Annotated in this window: 16 protein-coding genes; 7 read left to right on the forward strand and 9 right to left on the reverse strand. The window is 63.6% G+C overall.

The features are described from left to right. Positions 1-3: 3 nt before the first annotated feature. The 4 genes from livG to ACODS1_RS02035 form a co-directional block, all read right to left on the reverse strand. The gene (livG, locus tag ACODS1_RS02020) at positions 4-771 is read right to left on the reverse strand and encodes a high-affinity branched-chain amino acid ABC transporter ATP-binding protein LivG (RefSeq protein WP_489084323.1); all 768 of its coding nucleotides are present in this window, start codon (positions 769-771) and stop codon (positions 4-6) included. Then, the gene (locus tag ACODS1_RS02025) at positions 768-2,027 is read right to left on the reverse strand and encodes a high-affinity branched-chain amino acid ABC transporter permease LivM (RefSeq protein WP_489084324.1); all 1,260 of its coding nucleotides are present in this window, start codon (positions 2,025-2,027) and stop codon (positions 768-770) included. The genes livG and ACODS1_RS02025 overlap by 4 nt, the downstream gene beginning before the upstream one ends. Beyond that, the gene (gene livH / locus ACODS1_RS02030; RefSeq protein ID WP_322981583.1) at positions 2,024-2,947 is read right to left on the reverse strand and encodes a high-affinity branched-chain amino acid ABC transporter permease LivH; all 924 of its coding nucleotides are present in this window, start codon (positions 2,945-2,947) and stop codon (positions 2,024-2,026) included. Before livH ends, ACODS1_RS02025 begins: the two co-directional genes overlap by 4 nt. Positions 2,948-3,066: 119 nt before the next feature. Further along, positions 3,067-4,188 (reverse strand): branched-chain amino acid ABC transporter substrate-binding protein, encoded by a 1,122-nt coding sequence (locus tag ACODS1_RS02035; protein ID WP_489084325.1) that lies wholly within the window; start codon positions 4,186-4,188, stop codon positions 3,067-3,069. A gap of 294 nt (positions 4,189-4,482) precedes the next feature. Here ACODS1_RS02035 and ACODS1_RS02040 point away from each other — a divergent pair, with 294 nt between their 5' ends. The 7 genes from ACODS1_RS02040 (at position 4,483) to ACODS1_RS02070 (ending at position 10,761) form a co-directional block, all read left to right on the forward strand. Continuing rightward, positions 4,483-4,800, forward strand: coding sequence for a DUF2288 domain-containing protein (locus tag ACODS1_RS02040; protein WP_489084326.1), 318 nt, complete (start codon positions 4,483-4,485; stop codon positions 4,798-4,800). Between the two features lie 78 nt (positions 4,801-4,878). Further along, positions 4,879-5,247 carry a DUF5064 family protein gene (locus tag ACODS1_RS02045; RefSeq protein ID WP_322981586.1) on the forward strand — a complete coding sequence of 123 codons (369 nt, stop codon included), beginning with the start codon at positions 4,879-4,881 and terminating at the stop codon, positions 5,245-5,247. 50 nt (positions 5,248-5,297) lie between these two features. Then, positions 5,298-5,918, forward strand: coding sequence for a LysE family translocator (locus tag ACODS1_RS02050; RefSeq protein WP_489084327.1), 621 nt, complete (start codon positions 5,298-5,300; stop codon positions 5,916-5,918). Positions 5,919-5,960: 42 nt separating this feature from the next. Next, on the forward strand, positions 5,961-6,884 hold the full coding sequence (locus ACODS1_RS02055; RefSeq protein WP_489084328.1) for a LysR family transcriptional regulator: 924 nt from the start codon (positions 5,961-5,963) through the stop codon (positions 6,882-6,884). Next, a complete protein-coding gene (locus tag ACODS1_RS02060) occupies positions 6,881-7,774 on the forward strand; it encodes a LysR substrate-binding domain-containing protein (RefSeq protein WP_489084329.1) in 894 nt (297 codons plus the stop codon). The genes ACODS1_RS02055 and ACODS1_RS02060 overlap by 4 nt, the downstream gene beginning before the upstream one ends. Before the next feature lie 275 nt (positions 7,775-8,049). After that, positions 8,050-8,676, forward strand: coding sequence for a glutathione S-transferase family protein (locus ACODS1_RS02065; RefSeq protein ID WP_489084330.1), 627 nt, complete (start codon positions 8,050-8,052; stop codon positions 8,674-8,676). 51 nt (positions 8,677-8,727) lie between these two features. Continuing rightward, the gene (locus ACODS1_RS02070) at positions 8,728-10,761 is read left to right on the forward strand and encodes a pyridoxamine 5'-phosphate oxidase family protein (RefSeq protein ID WP_489084331.1); all 2,034 of its coding nucleotides are present in this window, start codon (positions 8,728-8,730) and stop codon (positions 10,759-10,761) included. 2 nt (positions 10,762-10,763) lie between these two features. Here ACODS1_RS02070 and ACODS1_RS02075 read toward each other — a convergent pair whose 3' ends face one another. From ACODS1_RS02075 to ACODS1_RS02095, 5 genes are all read right to left on the reverse strand, one after another. Then, positions 10,764-11,696, reverse strand: a complete 933-nt coding sequence (locus ACODS1_RS02075; RefSeq protein ID WP_489084332.1) for a diguanylate cyclase — start codon at positions 11,694-11,696, stop codon at positions 10,764-10,766. A gap of 1 nt (position 11,697) precedes the next feature. Further along, complete coding sequence (locus tag ACODS1_RS02080; RefSeq protein WP_489084544.1) at positions 11,698-16,107, reverse strand: PAS domain-containing hybrid sensor histidine kinase/response regulator; 4,410 nt, start codon at positions 16,105-16,107, stop codon at positions 11,698-11,700. Positions 16,108-16,162: 55 nt separating this feature from the next. Next, positions 16,163-17,863, reverse strand: coding sequence for a putative bifunctional diguanylate cyclase/phosphodiesterase (locus ACODS1_RS02085; RefSeq protein WP_489084333.1), 1,701 nt, complete (start codon positions 17,861-17,863; stop codon positions 16,163-16,165). Positions 17,864-18,052: 189 nt separating this feature from the next. Further along, complete coding sequence (locus tag ACODS1_RS02090) at positions 18,053-18,226, reverse strand: hypothetical protein (RefSeq protein ID WP_489084334.1); 174 nt, start codon at positions 18,224-18,226, stop codon at positions 18,053-18,055. 163 nt (positions 18,227-18,389) lie between these two features. Then, positions 18,390-19,625: an NADH:flavin oxidoreductase/NADH oxidase family protein gene (locus tag ACODS1_RS02095; RefSeq protein ID WP_489084335.1), complete on the reverse strand. Its 1,236-nt coding sequence runs from the start codon at positions 19,623-19,625 to the stop codon at positions 18,390-18,392. Between the last annotated feature and the right edge of the window lie 4 nt (positions 19,626-19,629).

Raw genomic sequence — 19,629 nt, forward strand, 5'->3', positions numbered from 1 at the left:
GGATTACGCCTCCCCCAGATAGGCTTTGATCACGTCCGGGTTGTTGCGGATCTGCTCCGGCGTACCGTCGGCCAGGGGCGTGCCCTGGTTGATCACGTAGATGTGGTCGGAAATGCTCATCACCAGCTTCATGTCGTGCTCGATCAGCAGCACGGTGACGTTGTGCTGGTCACGCAGCATGGCGATCAGCGCCTTGAGGTCTTCGGTTTCGCGCGGGTTGAGGCCGGCGGCCGGCTCGTCGAGCATGAGGATGCTCGGGCGGGTCATCATGCAGCGGGCGATTTCCAGGCGGCGTTGCTGACCGTAGGCCAGGGTGCCGGCGTTACGGTTGGCGAACTCCAGCAGGTCGACCTGCTCCAGCCAGTGCGCGGCGTAGTCCATGGCCTCGCGCTCGCTGCGGCGGAACGCGGGAGTCTTGAACAGGCCGGCCAGGTAGCTGGTGTTGAGGTGGCGGTGCTGAGCGATCAGCAGGTTTTCCACCGCGGTCATGTCCTTGAACAGACGCACGTTCTGGAAGGTCCGCACCACGCCCTTGCGGGCGATCTTGTGGCCCGGCAGGCCTTCGATCGCCTCGCCGTTCAGACGAATGCTGCCGGAGCTTGGCTGGTAGAAGCCGGTCAGGCAGTTGAACACGGTGGTCTTGCCGGCGCCGTTCGGGCCGATCATCGACACCACCTGCTTTTCCTTGACGTTCAGGCCCACCCCGTTGACGGCCAGCAGGCCGCCGAAACGCATGGTCAGGCCGCTTACTTCGAGAATCGTGCGGCTCATCGCTTCAGCTCCAGGTGGGGACGTTGCATCGGCAGCAGACCTTGCGGGCGCCAGACCATCATGAAGATCATGACCAGGCCGAAGATCAGCATGCGGTACTCGCTCAGCTCACGCATCTCCTGCAGCATCACCATGACGATGGCGGCGAGGATTACCCCGAGCTGCGAGCCCATGCCGCCGAGCACGACGATAGCGAGGATCATCGCCGACTCGATGAAGGTGAACGACTCCGGCGTCACCAGGCCCTGACGCGCGGCGAAGAAGCTGCCGGCGAAACCGGCCAGGCTGGCGCCGATGGTGAAGGCCGAGAGCTTGATCACGGTTGGGTTCAGGCCCAGCGCGCGGCAGGCAATCTCGTCTTCGCGCAGCGCTTCCCAGGCGCGGCCGATGGGCATGCGCAGCAGGCGATTGACCAAGAACAGGGTCAGCAGCACCAGCAGCAGGGCGATCAGGTAGAGGAAGACCACCTTGTACTGCGAGTTGTAGGCCATGTCGAAGAAGCCGTGGAAGGTCGGCATGTCCGCCGGCACCCGGCGCTCGAAGGACAGACCGAGCAGGGTCGGCTTGTTCTCGTTGGCGATGCTCAGGCCGTTCGGGCCGCCGGTCAGGTCGGTGAGGTTGCGCAGCAGAATACGGATGATCTCGCCGAAGCCCAGGGTAACGATGGCCAGGTAATCACCACGCAGACGCAGTACCGGGAAGCCGAGCAGGAAGCCGAACAGCGCCGCCATCATCCCGGCGATCGGCAGGCAGATCCAGAAGCCAAAACCGAAGTAGTGCGAGAGGATCGCGTAGCTGTAGGCGCCGACGGCGTAGAAGCCGACGTAACCCAGATCGAGCAGGCCGGCGAGGCCGACCACGATGTTCAGACCTAGGCCGAGCATCACGTAGATCAGGATCAGCGTGGCGATGTCCACCGCGCCGCGGCTGGCGAAGAACGGCCAGACCAGTGCGACCATGACCATGGCCAGGATGATCCAGCGCTGCGTGGAGGGCAAGGTCAGGAAGTTGCCGACCTGGCCGGAGCCACTGGGCAGGGCGGGGCGTTTGCTCCAGATCTGGGTGATGTGATCACGCAGCAGTTGCCAGACGAACACCAGCACGACCGCGCCAGCGATGCACCACAGCTCGAACGGCGTGGCGCCGTGGACTTCCAGGCTGATGCCGACGGTGGTCAGCTTCAGGCCCAGCACCATGTAGGCCATGATCAGCACCAGCAGGGCGCCGAGCGTGGCGGATTTGAGATTGCGCGTCATACCTTTTCAACCTCCGGACGGCCGAGGATGCCGGTGGGACGGAACAGCAGCACCAGCACCAGCAGGCTGAACGCCACCACGTCCTTGTATTGATCGCCGAAGATGTCGGCGCCGAAGGCTTCGGCCACACCCAGTACCAGGCCACCGAGCACGGCGCCAGGGATACTGCCGATGCCGCCGAGCACGGCAGCGGTGAAGGCCTTGATGCCGGCGAGGAAGCCCAGGTTGGGGTTGATCACGCCGTATTGCATGCCCAGCAGCACCGAGGCGATGGCCGCCAGTGCCGCACCGATGACGAAGGTCAGGGCGATGATGTTGTTGGTGTTGATACCCAGCAGGTTGGCCATCTTCAGGTCTTCGGCGCAGGCGCGGCAGGCACGGCCCAGACGCGAGCGGGAGATGAACAGGGTCAGGCCGACCATGGCGATGAAGGTGACGATGAAGATCAGCACCTGCATGTAGGAAATCACCACGCCATTGGCTGCGCTTTCACCAAGCACGAAGTTGCCTGGCAGCAGGCTGGGGATCGCCTTGTCCTTGGAGTCCTGCGAAAGCAGCACGGCGTTCTGCAGGAAGATCGACACACCGATGGCCGAGATCAGTGGGATCAGACGGTTGCCGCCGCGCAGCGGGCGATAGGCCACGCGCTCGATGCTGTAACCGTAGGCACTGGTGACGATCATGGTGACGACGAATGCGCCGATCATCAGCACGGGCACGGCTTCGATGCCGAACGCGGAGAGACCCGCGATGACGATGAAGGCGACGTACGCGCCAATCATGTACACCTCGCCATGGGCGAAGTTGATCATGCCGATGATGCCGTAGACCATGGTGTAGCCAATGGCGATCAGGGCATAGGTGCTGCCTATGGTCAGGCCATTGAGCAGCTGTTGCAGGTAGTGATAAAGATCAGGCATAGCCTAACTCCTGGGCAGCGCGTAAAGCGGCGCTTGTGGCGCAGCGCGAGGCCGGAATTCTTCTAATAGACAAAGCCCACTGCGGGAGGCGCAGTGGGCTTTGAGTTCAGACAGGTAGCTTACTTGGCTTCGGACTTGGTGCCGTCCTGATGCCACTCGTACACCACGAAGCTGAAGTCCTTCAGATCGCCCTTCGCGTCGAAGGCCAGGGTGCCGGTGGGGGTGTCGAAGCTATTGGCGCGCAGGGCTGCGGCCACTTTGGCGGTGTCGGTGTCGCCGGCTTTCTCGATGCCTTCGGCGATGACCTGCACGGCAGCGTAAGCCGGGAACACGAACGGGCCGCTCGGGTCTTCGTTCTTGGCCTTGAAGGCCTCGACCAGCGCCTTGTTCTTCGGATCCTGGTCGAAGGACTTCGGCAGGGTGACCAGCAGGCCTTCGGAGGCAGGGCCTGCGATAGCCGAGATTTCCTTGTTACCCACGCCTTCCGGGCCCATGAACTTGACGTTCAGGCCGCGCTCTTTGGTCTGGCGCAGCAGCAGGCCCAGCTCCGGGTGGTAGCCGCCGTAGTAGACGAAGTCGACACCAGCCTGGTTGAGCTTGGCGATCAGGGCGGAGAAGTCCTTGTCGCCGGCGTTGATGCCTTCGAACATGGCGACTTTCACGCCTTTGCTTTCCAGGGTCTGCTTGACCGCGGTGGCGATGCCTTCACCGTACTGCTGCTTGTCGTGGATGACGGCAACGGTCTTCGGCTTGATGTGGTCGGCGATGAAGTTACCGGCGGTCGGGCCTTGCAGGCTGTCCAGACCGATGGTGCGGAACACCAGTTCGTAGCCACGGGCGGTAATTTCCGGGCTGGTGGAAGCCGCGGTAATCATCAGAATGCCTTCGTCTTCATAAATGTCGGACGCCGGCTGAGTAGAGCTGGAGCACAGGTGGCCAACCACGAACTTGACGCCGTCGTTGACGATCTTGTTCGCCACGGCCACGGCTTGCTTCGGATCGCAGGCATCGTCATAGACCACGCCTTCGAGCTGGGCACCGTTGACGCCGCCAGCCTTGTTGATCTGCTCGATGGCCATCTTGGCGCCAATGAACTGCATTTCACCGTACTGAGCGACCGCGCCGGTCACCGGGCCGGCCAGGCCGATCTTGATGGTGTCTGCCGCCATCGAATAGCTGGCCGCCCCCGCCAGGGCCATTGCGGCGAACAGCTTGGAAATCTGCTTAGTAGCCTTTTTCATAGTGCTCCACTCTTTTGTGTTTTCGTTGTTGTAGTTCTCGCGGCCGTAGCTGCAGAACCGGGTTGGAAAACCCCATCCATGCCGCCGGCAACTGTACCGGAACAGTGTAGAGCGCCGATTTGCGCCTTGAAAAGCCGACAGTTGGAGGCGAAATGAGGGGTGTCGCTTAATTACAAGGAATGTATAGAAATACGGCGTGTCCCGACGCGGGCGCTGAGCGTCCGGCGGCTTGCCAGGGGGTATGTCGGCGCTATCATTGCGCGCTTCCATACGCCAACCGACACAGGGCATGCCATGACGGAACAAACTAGCACCCTCTATGCCAAGCTGCTTGGCCAAACGGCCGCCATTACCTGGCAGGAGCTGCAACCTTTTTTCGCCCGTGGTGCGTTGCTGTGGGTCGATGGCCGGCAGGATCTGGTGAGGGTCGCGGAGGCCGTGGCCAGTAATGACCAGGCCAAGGTCAAGCTGTGGATGGAGCAAGGCGTGCTGGGCAAACTCGAGGACGACCAGGCCGAGGATCTGCTGGCTCGTGATCCACAGCTGTGGGCCGTGGTCGTCGCGCCCTGGGTGCTGGTACAGGAAAGAGCATCGAGCGCGGCGCTGCACTGAAAAGGGGCGGGCATGATGCGGATGCCCGGTCTAGACTGCTTGGCTCATGCAATCGTGAACAGGTGAAGGAGTGGCGACATGTTCGAACCCGGTCATTTGCATCGTGACAACCTACCAGGCCTCCCCGGGCAGCCCGAGTACAGCATCGACTTCTATTACGAGGTGCGCCAGGACGCCAAGGAGGGCCCGATGCTGCACGGGCGCCTGGTCGGAGAAATCGAGGGCAAGGCCTTCGAGGAAACCTTCGAGATGCACCGTGACACCGCGTTCAACTTCGCCAGCGTGATCTCGCGGCTGGTCGCCAAGCATGGCTTGCATCCCAACCACAGCCCGATCATGCGCGAGCACAAGGAATACGACGCCATTTTCGAGGACATCCGCGCCAAGCTGCAGGCCAAGCCCGGTGAGGCGGTGAATTTCGATCATCTGCAGGAAGACGGGCTCTAGCGCAGGCAGGGCCGCCATCTTCCAATCTCTTTCCCGATCCCGGTGTCTTTATGCCCTTTGCCGAAAACCTTATCGCCTTCACCCTGGCGGCCACGCTGCTGACCCTGACGCCGGGCATCGACACCGCGCTGGTGTTGCGTACGGCGGCAGTCGAGGGACGGCGGCAGGCATGGCGTGCAGCCTTTGGCATCAATGCCGGCTGTTTGCTCTGGGGCGCCGCCGTGGCTTTCGGTCTGGGCGCACTGCTGGCGGTGTCCGAATTCGGCTACAACCTCCTCAAATACTGCGGTGCGGCCTATCTGGCCTGGCTCGGGCTGAACATGCTGCTGCGCCCGCGTACCTCGCTGGCCCCTGCGCAAGCGAGTGGCACGCCCGGCGCCAACTGGTTCCTGCGTGGCCTGCTGGGCAATGTGCTCAACCCCAAGGTGGGGATTTTCTACCTGTCCTTCCTGCCGCAGTTCATCCCGCAAGGGCAGCCTCTGATTGCCTGGACATTCGGCCTGGTGGGTATCCATGTGGCGCTCAGCCTGGTCTGGGCGCTGCTGCTGATTGGCGCCACTCGGCCGCTCGGGCACTGGTTGCGGCGCGAAGCGGTGATCAAGTGGATGGAGCGCAGTACCGGTCTGATCTTCATGCTGTTCGCCGCGCGCCTGGCATTGAGCAGGCGCTGACTGCGAATCGGCGTTATCGGGGTCTGGTGTTAGGCGGTGACGATGGATCGATTTCAGGAAATGCGTGTGCTGCTGGCCGTGACCGAAGCCGAGAGCTTTGTCGGCGGCGCCAAGCGGTTGGGTATCTCACCACCCAGTGCGACCCGCGCCGTCGCGGCGCTGGAAGCGCGTCTGGGCACAGTGTTGCTGGCGCGCAACACGCGCAGCCTGCGCCTGACCGAAGCCGGCCAGCGCTATGTCGAGGACTGCCGACGGATCCTGCTGGAACTGGAGGAGGCCGAGGAGTTGGCCGCCGGTGGCAGGGTGCGTCCCCGTGGTCGCCTGACCGTCACTGCGCCGGTGATGTTCGGCGAGCTGTTCCTGATCCCGCGCATTGCTCAGTACCTCGATACCTACCCGGACGTGGAGGTCAATGCCGTTCTGGTCGACCGCGTGGTGAACATGATGGAGGAGGGCATCGACGTCGCCGTGCGTATCGGTTCGCTGCCTGAAGGTGATCATCCGGCCTTGCAGGTCGGGCAGATTCGCCCGGTGGTGTGCGCATCGCCCGCTTTTCTCGACCGGGTCGGTCGGCCGCAGCATCCGGATGAGTTGTTCGATGCGCCCATCGTCATGTCCAGTGCCAGCACGCTGCTGACGCACTGGAACTTCGTGGGCGCCGATGGCGGGTTCGGTTTCACCCCGGTGCCACGCTTCACCGTCAGCTCCAACCAGGCGGCAATCGGTGCTGCACGCCTGGGCTGGGGCTACACCCGTGTGCTGTCCTACCAGGTCGCCGCTGCAGTGGCGCGCGGCGAGATCGAACTGGTGCTCGAAGCGTTCGAGCCACCCGCCTTGCCGGTGCACATCATTCACCAGGGCGGGCGCCAGGTGTCGGCCAAGGTGCGTACCTTCGTCGACCATTGCGCCGCGAGCTTTCGTGCCGACCCGGCCCTGCGCGCGGCCGGTGTTCCACCCGCCGCATGAATCATCATCGCGAGATGCAGGTGTTTCTCGCCGTGGCGCAGGCGGGCAGTCTGGCGGCTGCCGCCAGGGCGCTGCAGTTGTCGCAGGCGACGGTGATGCGTACCGTGGCGGCGCTCGAGAACCGCCTGGGTAGTGCCCTGCTGTTGCGAGGGCCTCGCGGTATCAGTCTGAGCCCAGCAGGTGCGGCGTTTGCCGATAGCTGCCAGCGCATTTTGCAGCGGCTGGACGAGGCCGAGCGGTCGGTGACCGGCCTGCATGCCAGCCCTGTCGGACAACTGACCCTGGCCCTGCCGCTGTTGATGACGCACCAGGTGCTGATGCCCGTCGCCGTGGAGTACCTGGCGGCATTTCCCCAGGTGAGTCTGGCGACTCTGGCGCGCGAAGAGCTGCCGAGGTTGCTGGAGGAGGGTATCGACCTGGCCGTGGTCGTTGGGCAGTTGCCCAGTTCGTCCGGTTTTGCCGTACCGCTGGGGCAGGTACGGCCAGTGGTCTGCGCGGCGCCTGCTTACTTCGAGCGCTGGGGCCAGCCGGCCAACCCACAGGCCTTGGCAGCGCATCTCACCATTGCCACCTCGTCGACCGGCCACGCGGTTGAGTGGCGCTTTGCGCAGGAAACCGCGAAGGTCGCGCCACGGCTGACCTGCAGCACACCGCAGGCGTCCATCCGCGCGGCGCTCGCGGGTTTCGGGCTGACCCGCTGCCTGAGTTACGAAGCCCATCATGAGTTGCAGGCGGGGCAACTGCTGGCCGTGCTCGAGGATTTCGCCGCGCCGCCTCTGCCGGTGCAACTGTATTACCGCGAGGGGCGCCGTGCTGCCGCACGGGTGCGCAGCTTCCTCGACTTCGCTGTGCCGCGCCTGCGCGCTCATCCGGCGTTTGCGATGAAGTAATTGCGGAAAGTGAAATAGTGGATTGTCTTGGCTGGTAATTCTTCTTTGCAGTGGATGGGGTGAACATCGCTCCATCGTCGCGAAAGCATGTCGTCTCGCGATGACCTGTCAGGCCGCTGAAAAACTATCTGCGTTGGCAGTACGGCGTTAAAAACGACCTCAAAATGCTCATTTACAGCTCGTAAACTCCGCTTTTTCGGTCGTTTTTGCCTTGTCCTGCCTGCCTCGCCAACGTTTTTCCGCGGCCTGCCTCCCACTCTCAAGGAGTCATCGCCATGTCCCGTCCCGCCATCAAGCTGTATAACTTTCCCCGCTCCGGCCACGCCCACCGTGCCGAGCTGATGCTCTCGCTGCTGCAACTGCCCACCGAGCTGATCTTCGTCGATCTGGCCAAGGGCGAGCACAAGACGCCGGAGTTCCTGGCTCTCAACCCCTTCGGCCAGGTGCCGGTGATCGATGATGGCGGCACCATCGTCAGTGACTCCAACGCCATTCTGGTCTACCTCGCCAAGCGCTATGGCAATGACGACTGGCTGCCGCAAGAGCCGGCCGCGGCTGCCCGCGTGCAGCGCTGGTTGTCGGTCGCCGCCGGGTTGGTGGCCTTCGGCCCCGCTGCTGCGCGTCTGGTCACCGTGTTTGGCGCCTCGTTCAATACCGACGAAGTGATCAACCGCGCCCACGCGCTGTTCACCGTGATGGAGGGTGAGCTGAGCGAAACGCCATTCCTGACCGGCGACAAGCCGAGCATTGCCGACGTCGCCAACTACTCCTATATCGCCCATGCGCCGGAGGGCAATGTCTCGCTGGAGCCCTACCCGAACATCCGCGCCTGGCTGGCACGCATCGAGGCACTGCCGGGTTTCGTGCCGATGCCGCGTACCGCCGCTGGTCTGCAGGCCTGATATACCGTGGCTGCCGGGTACACCGGCAGCACCTCTGAAGGAGGGCGCAACATGCAACAGCTCCCCAGCCATCGGCAGTCGCCCTGGCATGCCGGTGAACGGCAACTGCAGGAAAAGGTCGGTGTCGGCGAGCGCATGGAAGTGCTCGGGCAGAAGGTGATCCGCGACTACATGCCGGATCAGCATCGCGCGTTCTACCACCAGTTGCCGTTCATGATCGCGGGTGCCGTGGATGGCGCAGGCCAGCCGTGGGCCACGCTGATCGAGGGTGAGGAAGGCTTCGTCACCTCGCCCGATCCACGCCGACTGTCGTTCGATCTCGCCGCCATGGCGCTCGATCCGCTCGACCCGGCCAGCAGTGGCCTGCAGGCGGGCGGTGCCATCGGCCTGCTGGGCATCGAGTTGCATACGCGGCGGCGCAATCGCATCAACGGGCAGATTCTCCAGGCTGCGGCCCAACGCCTGGAGATCGCCGTGGAGCATTCCTACGGCAATTGCCCGCAGTACATCCAACTGCGCCAGTACCGCCGTGTGGCCGAGCGTGGCGGCGAGCGCGAGGATTCAACGGAACTGGATACGCGTACTCGCGCGCTGATCGAAGGCGGCGACACCTTCTTCGTCGCCAGTTACGTCGAGCACGACGATGGTCGTCGTTCGGTGGATGTCTCGCACCGGGGCGGCCGCGCCGGTTTCGTACGAGTGGAAGGCAAGCGCCTGACCATTCCCGACTACGCCGGCAACCTGTTCTTCAACACCCTGGGCAACCTCAGCGTCAATCCGCGCGCCGGCCTGTTGTTCGTCGACTTCGCCACGGGTGATGTGCTGCAACTGGCTGGCCGCGCCGAGATCATCCTCGATAGCCCGTTGATCAAGGCCTTCGAGGGCGCCGAGCGGCTGTGGACGTTCGACGTCGAGCAAGTGGTACTGCGCCCAGCCGCGACCTCACTACGTTGGGCGTTCGAGGAATATGCACCGACCAGCCTGATGACCGGCACCTGGACGGAAACCGACGCGCGTCTGCGCGAGCGTGAGCAGTGCAATCAGTGGCAACGCTGGCGCGTGCAGAGCGTACAGCAGGAGAGTGCCGACATTCGCTCGTTCGTGCTGGCGCCGGAAACGGGCGCAGCTCCGAGTTTCGCTGCGGGTCAGCACCTGCCCATTCGCATCACCACCGCTGCGGGCGAAACCCTGCTGCGCACCTACAGCCTGTCCAGTGCGCCGTCCGACGGCCAGCTACGCATCAGCGTCAAGGCGCAGGGTGTGGTTTCGCGGCATCTGCACGAACAGGTGCAGGCGGGTGATCTGCTGGAGGTGCGTCCGCCATTGGGCAGCTTCACCCTGAACAGCGACACCGACCGGCCGCTGGTGCTGATCGGCGCAGGGGTTGGCATCACGCCGTTGCTGTCGATGCTGCGTGAACAGGTGGCGTTGGGGCAGGGCAGGCGCATCCATTTCTTCCAGGGCGCGCGGACGCTGGCCGATCTGCCGTTCCAGGCCGAACTGCGCGAACTGGTGCAGCATGCGGATGGTTTGCTGAAGATTCACCGTGCCCTCAGCGCTCCGGAAGCTGGCGCGCTGCCGGGGCGCGACTACGAGCAGCAGGGGCGCATCGAGCTGGCGCAGATCAAGTCGGTGCTGTCGTTCGACGATTACGACTTCTACCTGTGCGGCCCGGCCGCCTTTACCCAGGTGATCTACGATGGCCTGCGCGACCTGAACGTCGCCGACACGCGCATCCATGCCGAGGCGTTCGGTCCCTCGACGCTCAAACGTCGCACGGACGGCCAGGCCGCCACCCTGGTGCAGCCGCCGGCAGCGGCGGAGCCGGTACCGGTGTATTTCACCGCTTCGAGCAAGGAGGCGCGCTGGACACCGGACAGCGGCAGCCTGCTGGAACTGGCGGAAAGTCGTGGCCTCATGCCCGAGTTCAGTTGCCGGGGTGGTTCCTGCGGCACCTGCAGGACGCGCCTGGTCAGTGGCCAGGTGCATTATCCGAACCCGCCTGCCGAATTGCCGCAGGACGGCGGTGTGTTGATCTGCTGCGCAGTCCCGGCAGCGGGAGAACCCTTGCAGCTGGATTTATAGGTCTAGGCCCCGTAGCTCTGGATACAGGTGCGATTGCGACCTTCGCTCTTGGCGCGGTAGAGCTGTTCGTCGGCCCATTGCAGATGCTGCTCCAGGCTGGCCGTCGAGGTCGGCAGGCGGGTCGCGGCGCCGATGGACAGGCTGACTCGGTCGGCTACATCGGAAGCTCGGTGTTCGATAGCGAGCCGTGCAATCGCCGAGTGCAACTGCTCGGCCACGGTCAGCGCACCGGCTTCGTCGGTATCCGGCAGCAGCACGGCGAACTCCTCGCCGCCGAAGCGCCCGACCAGGTCGTGAGGGCGGCGTACGTTGTCATTCAGGGCCTGAGCGACATCGCGCAGACATTGGTCGCCACGCAGATGGCCGTAGAGGTCGTTGTACTTCTTGAAGTAGTCGACATCGATCATTAGCAGCGACAGCGGGCGCTGTTCGCGCAGGGCGTGTGCGCGCATCGTTTCGAAACGCTCGTCGAAACTGCGCCGGTTGGGTATGCCGGTCAGCCCATCGAGCATGGCCATCTCGCGCAGTACATCGCTCTGCAGTTTCAGCTTGAGGTGGTTCATCACCCGGGCGCGCACCACCACTGAATGAAACGGCTTGCGGATGTAGTCCACCGCTCCCAGCTCGAAACCGATGGTTTCGTCGTCCTCGTGATCCTTGCCGGTGACGAAGATCACCGAGATCTGACTGGTCTCGGCTTCAGCCTTCAGGCGTCTGCAGACTTCGTGGCCGTCCATGTCCGCCATCATCACGTCGAGCATGATCAGATCCGGGGCGAGGTCACGGCACATCGTCAGCGCCTGCTCGCCACTGGTGGCCATGTACACGTCGCAGTCGTCGCGAAACAGTTCGTGCAGCAAGCGGATGTTCAGCGGCTGATCGTCGACGATCAGCAGTTTCGGGCGGGCGTGCAGGTAGGGTTTTAGTCGCTCCAAGTCACTCCCCTTCTATCGATTGCTGTAACGCTTCGAGCAAGTGCAATGCACGTTGGAAGTCCAATGCATTGACTGCCTGATGGATGGCCTCGAAGTCACTGTGCAGATTATCCGGCACCTGCGCGGCCAGGGCTTGTACCGAGTCGAGCGCGCTCAGGTTGTGCGCTTGCAGTTGCACGTTAAGTGCTTGCAGGGCCTGCGTCCACTGCAAGGTTGCGGCGGATGTTGCGAGGGGGGCTGGCGCGACAGCGTTGGGCGTGGCGAACATCGCCTGCAGGCGCTCGCAGCTTTCGCTGAGTTGTTGGCGCAGGTCAGATAACCAGCGCGTATCAGCCAGGAGCGGGCCGGCATCCTCGGTGAACTGCTTTTCCAGCTCGGCACAGCGCGCCGAGAACTGCCGAGCACCGATGGTGCCGGCACTCCCCTTGAGGCTGTGCAGGCTTCTGAGGATGGTTCGGTTGTCGCCTTGCTGCAGGTGCGTCTGCAACTGATCCAACTGCTGCTGCAGATCGGCAGGAAAGATCTCCAGCATCGAGCGCAGCAGCGCCAGGTTGCCACCGAAACGCTTGAGAATGGCGGTCTCGTCTTCCAGAGGGTCGTCATGCTCGGTGACAGCGGGCTGTGTCTGATCCAGACCGCACCATTGGCGAATCACCGCGACCAGCTTTTCGATGTCGATCGGTTTGCCAACATGGTCGTTCATGCCGGCCGCCAGGCACTGGTCACGGTCGGTGCTGGAGGCGTTGGCGGTCATGGCGATGATCGGTTGCGTCTTGTGCGCCGGGTGCTGACGGAGGCGTCGTGTGGCCTCCAGGCCGTCGATATCCGGCATCTGGATGTCCATCAGAATGGCGTCGAAGGGCGGCTGCGTGGTTTGCGCCAGTTTGACGCCTTCCAGGCCGCCTTCGGCCAGGCTGACCTCGGCGCCTTCGCCGGCCAGCAGCTCGCGGGCGACCTGGCGGTTGAGGGCATTGTCCTCGACCACCAGCAGGCGCAGCCCCAGCAGGCGCTGCCCCAGTTTGTAGCCCGGTACCGGCGCCTCGCCGCTGTCGCCATGGCGGGCCTGAAGGATGCAGGCCACCAGTTGCCGTGGGGTGACGGGTTTGGTGAGGAAGCCGGCGAACGGCGCATCGGCTTCGCCATAACGGTCGGCCAGCACTTCGCGACCATGGGCGGTGATCATGATCACCGTTGGCGGCGGGCGATGCGGCGAGGCGTTCTCGCGCATGCGTTGGGCGACCTCCAGGCCATCCATGCCGGGCATGCGCCAGTCCAGCAGGACAATGTCATAAGGCTGCTGCGCCTGTTGCACGCGCAGCAGGGCGTTGTCGCCGCTGTCGGCGGTCTCGGCGTGCCAGCCCAAGTCGAGGATGGTCTGCAGCAGCAGTTGCCGCGCAACCAGATTGTCGTCGACGATCAGCAGGCGCAGGTGTTCTGGTTCGTCGCGCGTGTGCACCAGCAGATCGGCGCCATCGCCGACGCCCAGCTCGATGTCGAACCAGAAGCGACTGCCGACGCCGAGCTGGCTCTCCACGTGCAGCGTGCCGCCCATCAATTCCACCAGGCGCTTGCAGATCACCAGGCCCAGCCCGGTACCGCCGTAGCGCCGGGTGGTGGACGCTTCCGCCTGGGTGAAGCCGTCGAAGATGCGTTGCAACTGATGTTCGCTGATGCCAATGCCCGTATCGCTTACGGCCACGCGCAGCCTGACGTGCTCGGCCGTGCGCTGCAGGCGGTGCAGGCTGACCACCACCTGACCACTGTGGGTGAACTTGAGGGCGTTGCCGGCCAGGTTGATCAGTACCTGCTGCAGACGCAGGCTGTCGCCCTGCAGCACGGCGGGCAGGAGGGTGTCGACGTCGAACATGACCTCGATGTCCTTGTCGCCCTGGTTGCCCGCCAGCACCACGGCCAGGTCGCGCAGCATGGGCTCCAGCTCGAAATCATGCAGATCCAGTTGCAGCTTGCCGGCCTCGATCTTCGAGTAATCGAGAATGTCGTTGAGCAGGCCGAGCAGGGAATGCGCGGCGCCCTGCGCCTTGAGCACGTAGTCGAGCTGGCGCGCATTGAGTTCGGTGGCCTGTACCAGTTGCAGCATGCCCAGCACCGCATTCATCGGCGTACGGATTTCGTGGCTCATGTTGGCCAGGAAGGCGCTCTTGGCGGCGCTGGCGGCGTCGGCCTGCTCCTTGGCATGGCGCAGGCTGGCTTCGAGTTGCAGTTGCGCGGTGATGTCGCGGTTGATCCCGGTGATCTTCACCGGTATGCCCTGCAGGTCGCGCTCGACGTGGGCGCCAGGCTGGATGTACAGCACCTGCCCATCGGGCCTGACGATGCGGAATACGCGGTCGAAGGTTGCCTTGCCAGCCATCACGTCGCGGAGATTCGCCTCGGTGGCCGGCCGGTCGTCAGGGTGAATACGATCGCGCCAGAAGCGATACTCCAGCCCCTGTTCACGCAGTTCGAGCGGATAGTCGTACAGCTCGAACATCCGCTCGTTCCACTGCAGGCGATTGTCTGCCGGTGTCCATGACCAGATACCCAGTTCCGCGACCCGTGCCGCCATCGACACCTGGTCATGGGCAGCCAGTGCTTCGCGGCGCAGGCGTACTTCCTTGGACAGATCCAGGGCGATGCCCAGATAGCCGACGAGACTCCCTGCCGCATCGCGCATGGCGGTGACCAGCAAGGTGACCGAGAGGTACGAGCCATCCTTGCGCAAGTAAGTCCATTCGCGGCTTTCCGCATCTTCCAGCTCCGGCTTGTGCACGAACACGCGGAAGCCTTCGATGGGCTGAGCGTACTCCTGACTGAGCTCTTCGCTGCGCGTCCGAACCTCCTCTGGGAGGTGGAAGAGCGCCGGCGTCTGCACGCCTACGACGTCCTTCGCGTCATACCCCAGCAGGCGTTCGGCGCCCCGGTTGAACACGCGAATCACGCCTTCGAGATCGGTGGCGATGATCGACACTTCGGAGGCTGATTGCAGGACGGTGTTGAGCAGCACGTTGACTTCATGCAGCTCCTGAGTGCGCGCGCTGACCTGTTCTTCGAGGCTGGCATTGAGTTCGAGGATGCGGGCTTCGGCAGCCTTTTGCGCGGAGATGTCGCGCACGGTCTTGGACAGGCCGACCAGTGCGCCACTGTCGTCGAACAGGGGGGATACCGAGATGGATACGTCCAGCAGGCGGCCGTCCTTGCGCAGACGTTGCGTATCGAAATTGTCTACGGGTTGGCGCCTGACGATGCGCTGCAGGATCGCGCGCTCTTCATCGGCCAGGTGTTCCGGTATGATCAGACCGAGCAGTGGATGGCCGATGGTCTCTGCTGCGCTGTAGCCCAGGATACGCTCGGCGCCGCGGTTCCAGCTCAGCACGGTACCGTCGAGATTTAGGCCAATGATGCCGTCGCTGGAGCTTTCCACGATGGCGGCCGAGCGGGCCTGTTCGGCAAGGATCTGGCGATGGCGCTGGCGGCTGATCAGAATCATGCCCATCAGCGCGGCCAGCAGCAGGCTGAGCAGGCTTCCGATCAGGGCGACCAGGCTCGGAGAGAGCAGGTTCAACTGCTCGATGAAGGCTGGCTGGGCATGCACTTCGATCTGCCAGAGCCGCCCGTATATCTGCCGTGACAGTGCGAAGCTGGCGATCTCCTCGCCGGGCGCCTTGTCGGGGTGTTGGCCGAAGAAGCCCAGGGGTTGCTCGGGGTCGGTTATGTCGCTCAGTTGCAGGTGCAGGCCTTCGCGGTCGAGTGTCAGGCCCTGCAAGACCTCCGCAGTGAGCAGCGGGGCGTAGCTCCAGCCAATCCCCTGTGCCATGCGCGCTACAAGGGTGTCGGGTGTGACCGAGTCTCGATAGATGGGCAGCAGGATCAGGAAGGATTGCAGCGGGCTACCTGTCGCCTGAACCAGCGTAATCGGCCCGGTGATACGCACTTCGCCGCTGGCCATGGCCGCCATGGCTGCGCTGCGGCGGTTGTCTTCCGAGGCAATGTCGAGCCCCACGGCCTGGCGGTTGCTCTCGACCGGCTCGATGTACTGGATGACGAAGCGCTCGCCGTCATGTGGTGCCAGTTGGTGAATCTGGAAATCCGGCATATCGTCGGCGCGGGCCAGGGCGACAAAGCTATCCTGTTCCTCCGCCGGCACCCGACGAATGAAGCCGAAGCCACGGGCTCCAGGAAATTCCTGGGCGACATCGCGCGTCTTGCTGTAGCGGAGAAACCCCTTGCGGGTAATGCCATGGTCGCCACTGGCCAACACGGCGCCCCGTGCGCCGCGCAAACCATACTGGTAGAGCTCGATGCGTTTGGTCACCGCGTAGGCAGCGCGCTCCGTAGCATTGACCAGAGCGCTGTGGATCCGCTGTTGGTTGCTCTGTTGCAATACGCCGGCAACCAGGGCCGTGGCGGCCATGCCGGCGGTGAAGGTGAGAAGAATGATCAGCCGCACCGTAGTCGCTTCCCTGGGCTCATTGTTGTTCCCATACCGCTGTCAGGCCCATACAGGCGCACAGTTGTTCGAAAGGCATGGGGCGGCAGTAGTGGAAGCCTTGCATCAACTCGCAGCCCAGGGCAAGCAGCCGCTCGGACTGTTCCAGGTTCTCCACCCCTTCGGCCACCAGCTCCAGACCGAGGGCTTGGCCCATGTGCACGATGGCTTCGATGATCGCCGCGTCACTGTGATCGGTGAGCATGTCACGGACGAAGCTCTGATCGATCTTCAACACGTCTATCGGCAATTTCTTGAGGTAGGAGAGGCTCGAGTAACCGGTGCCGAAGTCGTCGATGGCGATGCGCACCCCCATCTGCTTGAGCGCTTCCAGTAGGTCACGCGCCTGGTCGATGTCGCGCGCCAGCACGCCTTCGGTGATTTCCAGCTCCAGCAGTTCGGGGGGCAGCCCGGTTTCGCAGAGCACTTCCTTGATCATGTCGAGAAAGGATTCCTCGCGAAATTGCACCACCGAGATGTTCACCCCCACGCACAGACGTTTGCCCCGGTCGAGTAGCGTCCTGGCGTCGCTACAGGCCTGGTACAGCACCTGCTTGCCGATCGGCACGATCAAACCGGTTTCCTCGGCCAGCGGGATGAAGGCTGCCGGTGAGACCAGCTCGCCTTCGTCGCGGCGCCAGCGGATCAAGGCCTCCATGCCACAGCTGTGCTCGTTGCGCACGTCGAAGCGCAACTGATAGAACACCTCGAATACACCGGATTCCAGCGCGCTGCGCATGTGGCTTTCCAGCAGGTGTCGGGCGCGGGCGTTGCTTTCGATGCTCTGGGAGAAGAAACGGTAGCGATTGCGACCTTCCTGCTTGGCCTGGTACATCGCTGCGTCGGCCTGACGATAGAGCGCTTCGAGGTCTTCACCGTCATCGGGGTAGACGCTGATGCCGATGCAGGCGGAAAGGTCGAAGCGGTGGCCGGCGATGTTCATCGGCAGGGCGATGATCTGCAGCAGACGTTCCACGTAGTCACTGATGGTTTCCGAGCGCTGGATATCGGTCACCAGGATCACGAATTCGTCACCACCCTGGCGACTGACGGTATCCACGTTGCGCGAGGTGTCGTTCAGGCGCCGGCCGACTTCCTTGAGGATCAGGTCGCCGGTGGAATGGCCCAGGGAATCATTGATGCCCTTGAAGTTGTCCAGGTCGAGCAGCAGCAGGGCGAGGCGGGCGCTGCTGCGCCGGGCCTTCTGCAGCATCTGCTCGGCCCGGTCACGTAGCAACATGCGGTTGGGCAGGCCGGTCAGCGCATCGAAATAGGCCAGGCGCTTGGCCTCGGCACGCAGGTTGAGGTGTGCTCGCACATGCGCGCGTGCCACCGGGATGCTCAGCGGCTTCTGGATGAAATCGATGCCACCCAGATCCAGTGCCAGAACCTCGTTCTCCGTCTGCGTGTGTGCGGTGACGAAGAGGATCGCTGCATCGCACAGTTTGGCGTCGGCCTTGATCAGGCGGCACAGCTCGAAACCGCTCATGCCGGGCATCTCGATGTCCAGCAACACCACGTCTGGTCTGCAGAAGCGCGCTACTTCCAAAGCCATGCGGCCGTCATTGGCGACATGCACCTGCGCCAGCTCGCCAACGGCCTCCTGCAGAATCCTGACGTCAGTGGGCTGGTCGTCGACGATCAGGATCACAGGTGTGGGGTCGAATCGGTTTTCAGCCATTTCGGTACTCCGGAAATCCTCTTTCCCGTGGGTGAGACTAGCCCAGCTTCGGCAATGCGGCTGGTGTCTGGAGTACCTTTATGGCAACGCCGCGATTGGCGGTTGCCGGGGCGGACATGCGTGCTCGCCCTGTGGCTGTCCGGGGGGCAGGCTGTTGCCGTTTGAGTACAAACGGCAACAGCCTGTGCATCATCCTTGTGGTTGAGCTTCTTCCAGCGTCTTGCGATAGGCGTCGGCGTCTTCCTGAGAGCGGAAGATACCGACCAGCTCACCGTTCTGAATCACATCCCAGACCTCGATACCCATGGCACGGGCCTCATGGGAAAGATGTTCGCTGTCACGCTCATGCACGATCACGTTCATGCTTGTCTCCTCGAATAACGGGTGCGGCGAGATGTCGCACCTCGTTTATACGCTTCGTTAGCAAGCTAATTAAGCCGCGCATTCGAGAAAGGACTGTTGCATCGATGCAACGAGCGAAACGGCAATCGCGTTGTCGTCGTGGCCTGGCAGCCGCTGCGGAAGATCAACGCGCGTTGCGTCTGGCCATCCAGCTGCGGTAGCGGCGGGTGCTCAGCAGATCGGCCAGTTGCTGCACCAGCAGTGCCCAGGCGGGTGATACTTCGGGTGTGCTCTGACTGCCCTGGCTGAGTCTGCGCAGTTGGTACTTGACCACCGCCATGTTCGCCAGCGAGGCCAGCACCTTGTTGTTCCAGGTGATCGGTGGCAACTGTGGGGCGTTGCTGAGGCCCAGTTGCCAGTCACGCGGCAGGTTCGGGTCGATTGCCAGAGCGGTGCCAATGCCGACCAGCTCGATGCCGCTATCGAGCACCTGCTGCGCCACCGGTGCACGGCGGATGCCACCGGTGACCATGATCGGCATGCTCGCCACCGCGCGAATCTCGCGGGCGAACTCCAGGAAGTAGGCCTCGCGCGCCAGGGTACGGCCATCACGGGCCTGGCCCTGCATGGCCGGCGCCTCGTAACTGCCGCCAGAGAGTTCCACCAGATCCACGCCCAGGCCGTCGAGCAGGCGCACCACCTGCTGCGCGTCCTCAGCGCTGAAGCCGCCGCGCTGGAAGTCTGCCGAGTTCAGCTTCACTGCCACGGCGAAGCCCGGCGACACCACGGCACGCACTGCCTTGACGATCTCCAGCAACAGGCGTGCGCGGTTCTCCAGCGTGCCGCCCCACTGATCGCTGCGCTGATTACTCAGCGGTGAAAGGAACTGGCTGAGCAGGTAGCCATGCGCGGCGTGGATCTGCACACCGTTGAAACCTACACGTTCGGCGAGCTGTGCCGTGTGGGCGAAGCGCCGGATCACTTCGGCGATCATCGGCTCGGTCATCGCCAGTGGCGTGGCGAAGCGCTTGGACAGGTTACCCAGCTCCAGCGCTACGGCCGAAGGTGCCCAGGTCGGCTGGCCCAGGTTGGCTTGCATCTGCCGGCCGGGATGGTTGATCTGCAGCCAGAATTGCGCGCCTCGAGCACGGCCGACGCGTGCCCAACGCTCGAAGCGGGCCAGTTGCGCGTCGTCCTCCAGAACCACGCCACCCGGCCCGGTCATGGCGCGGCTGTCGACCATCACGTTGCCGCTGATCAGCAGACCCGCGCCACCTTCGGCCCAGGCCTGGTAGAGGCGCAACAGCTGCTCGGACGGTGCGTGGTCGGCATCTGCCATGTTCTCTTCCATGGCCGCCTTGGCGATGCGGTTGGGAATGGTCGAGCCGTTGGGCAGGGCAAGGGGATCGAACAGGTTCATCAGC

This window comes from Pseudomonas sp. FG29, from assembly GCF_057809355.1.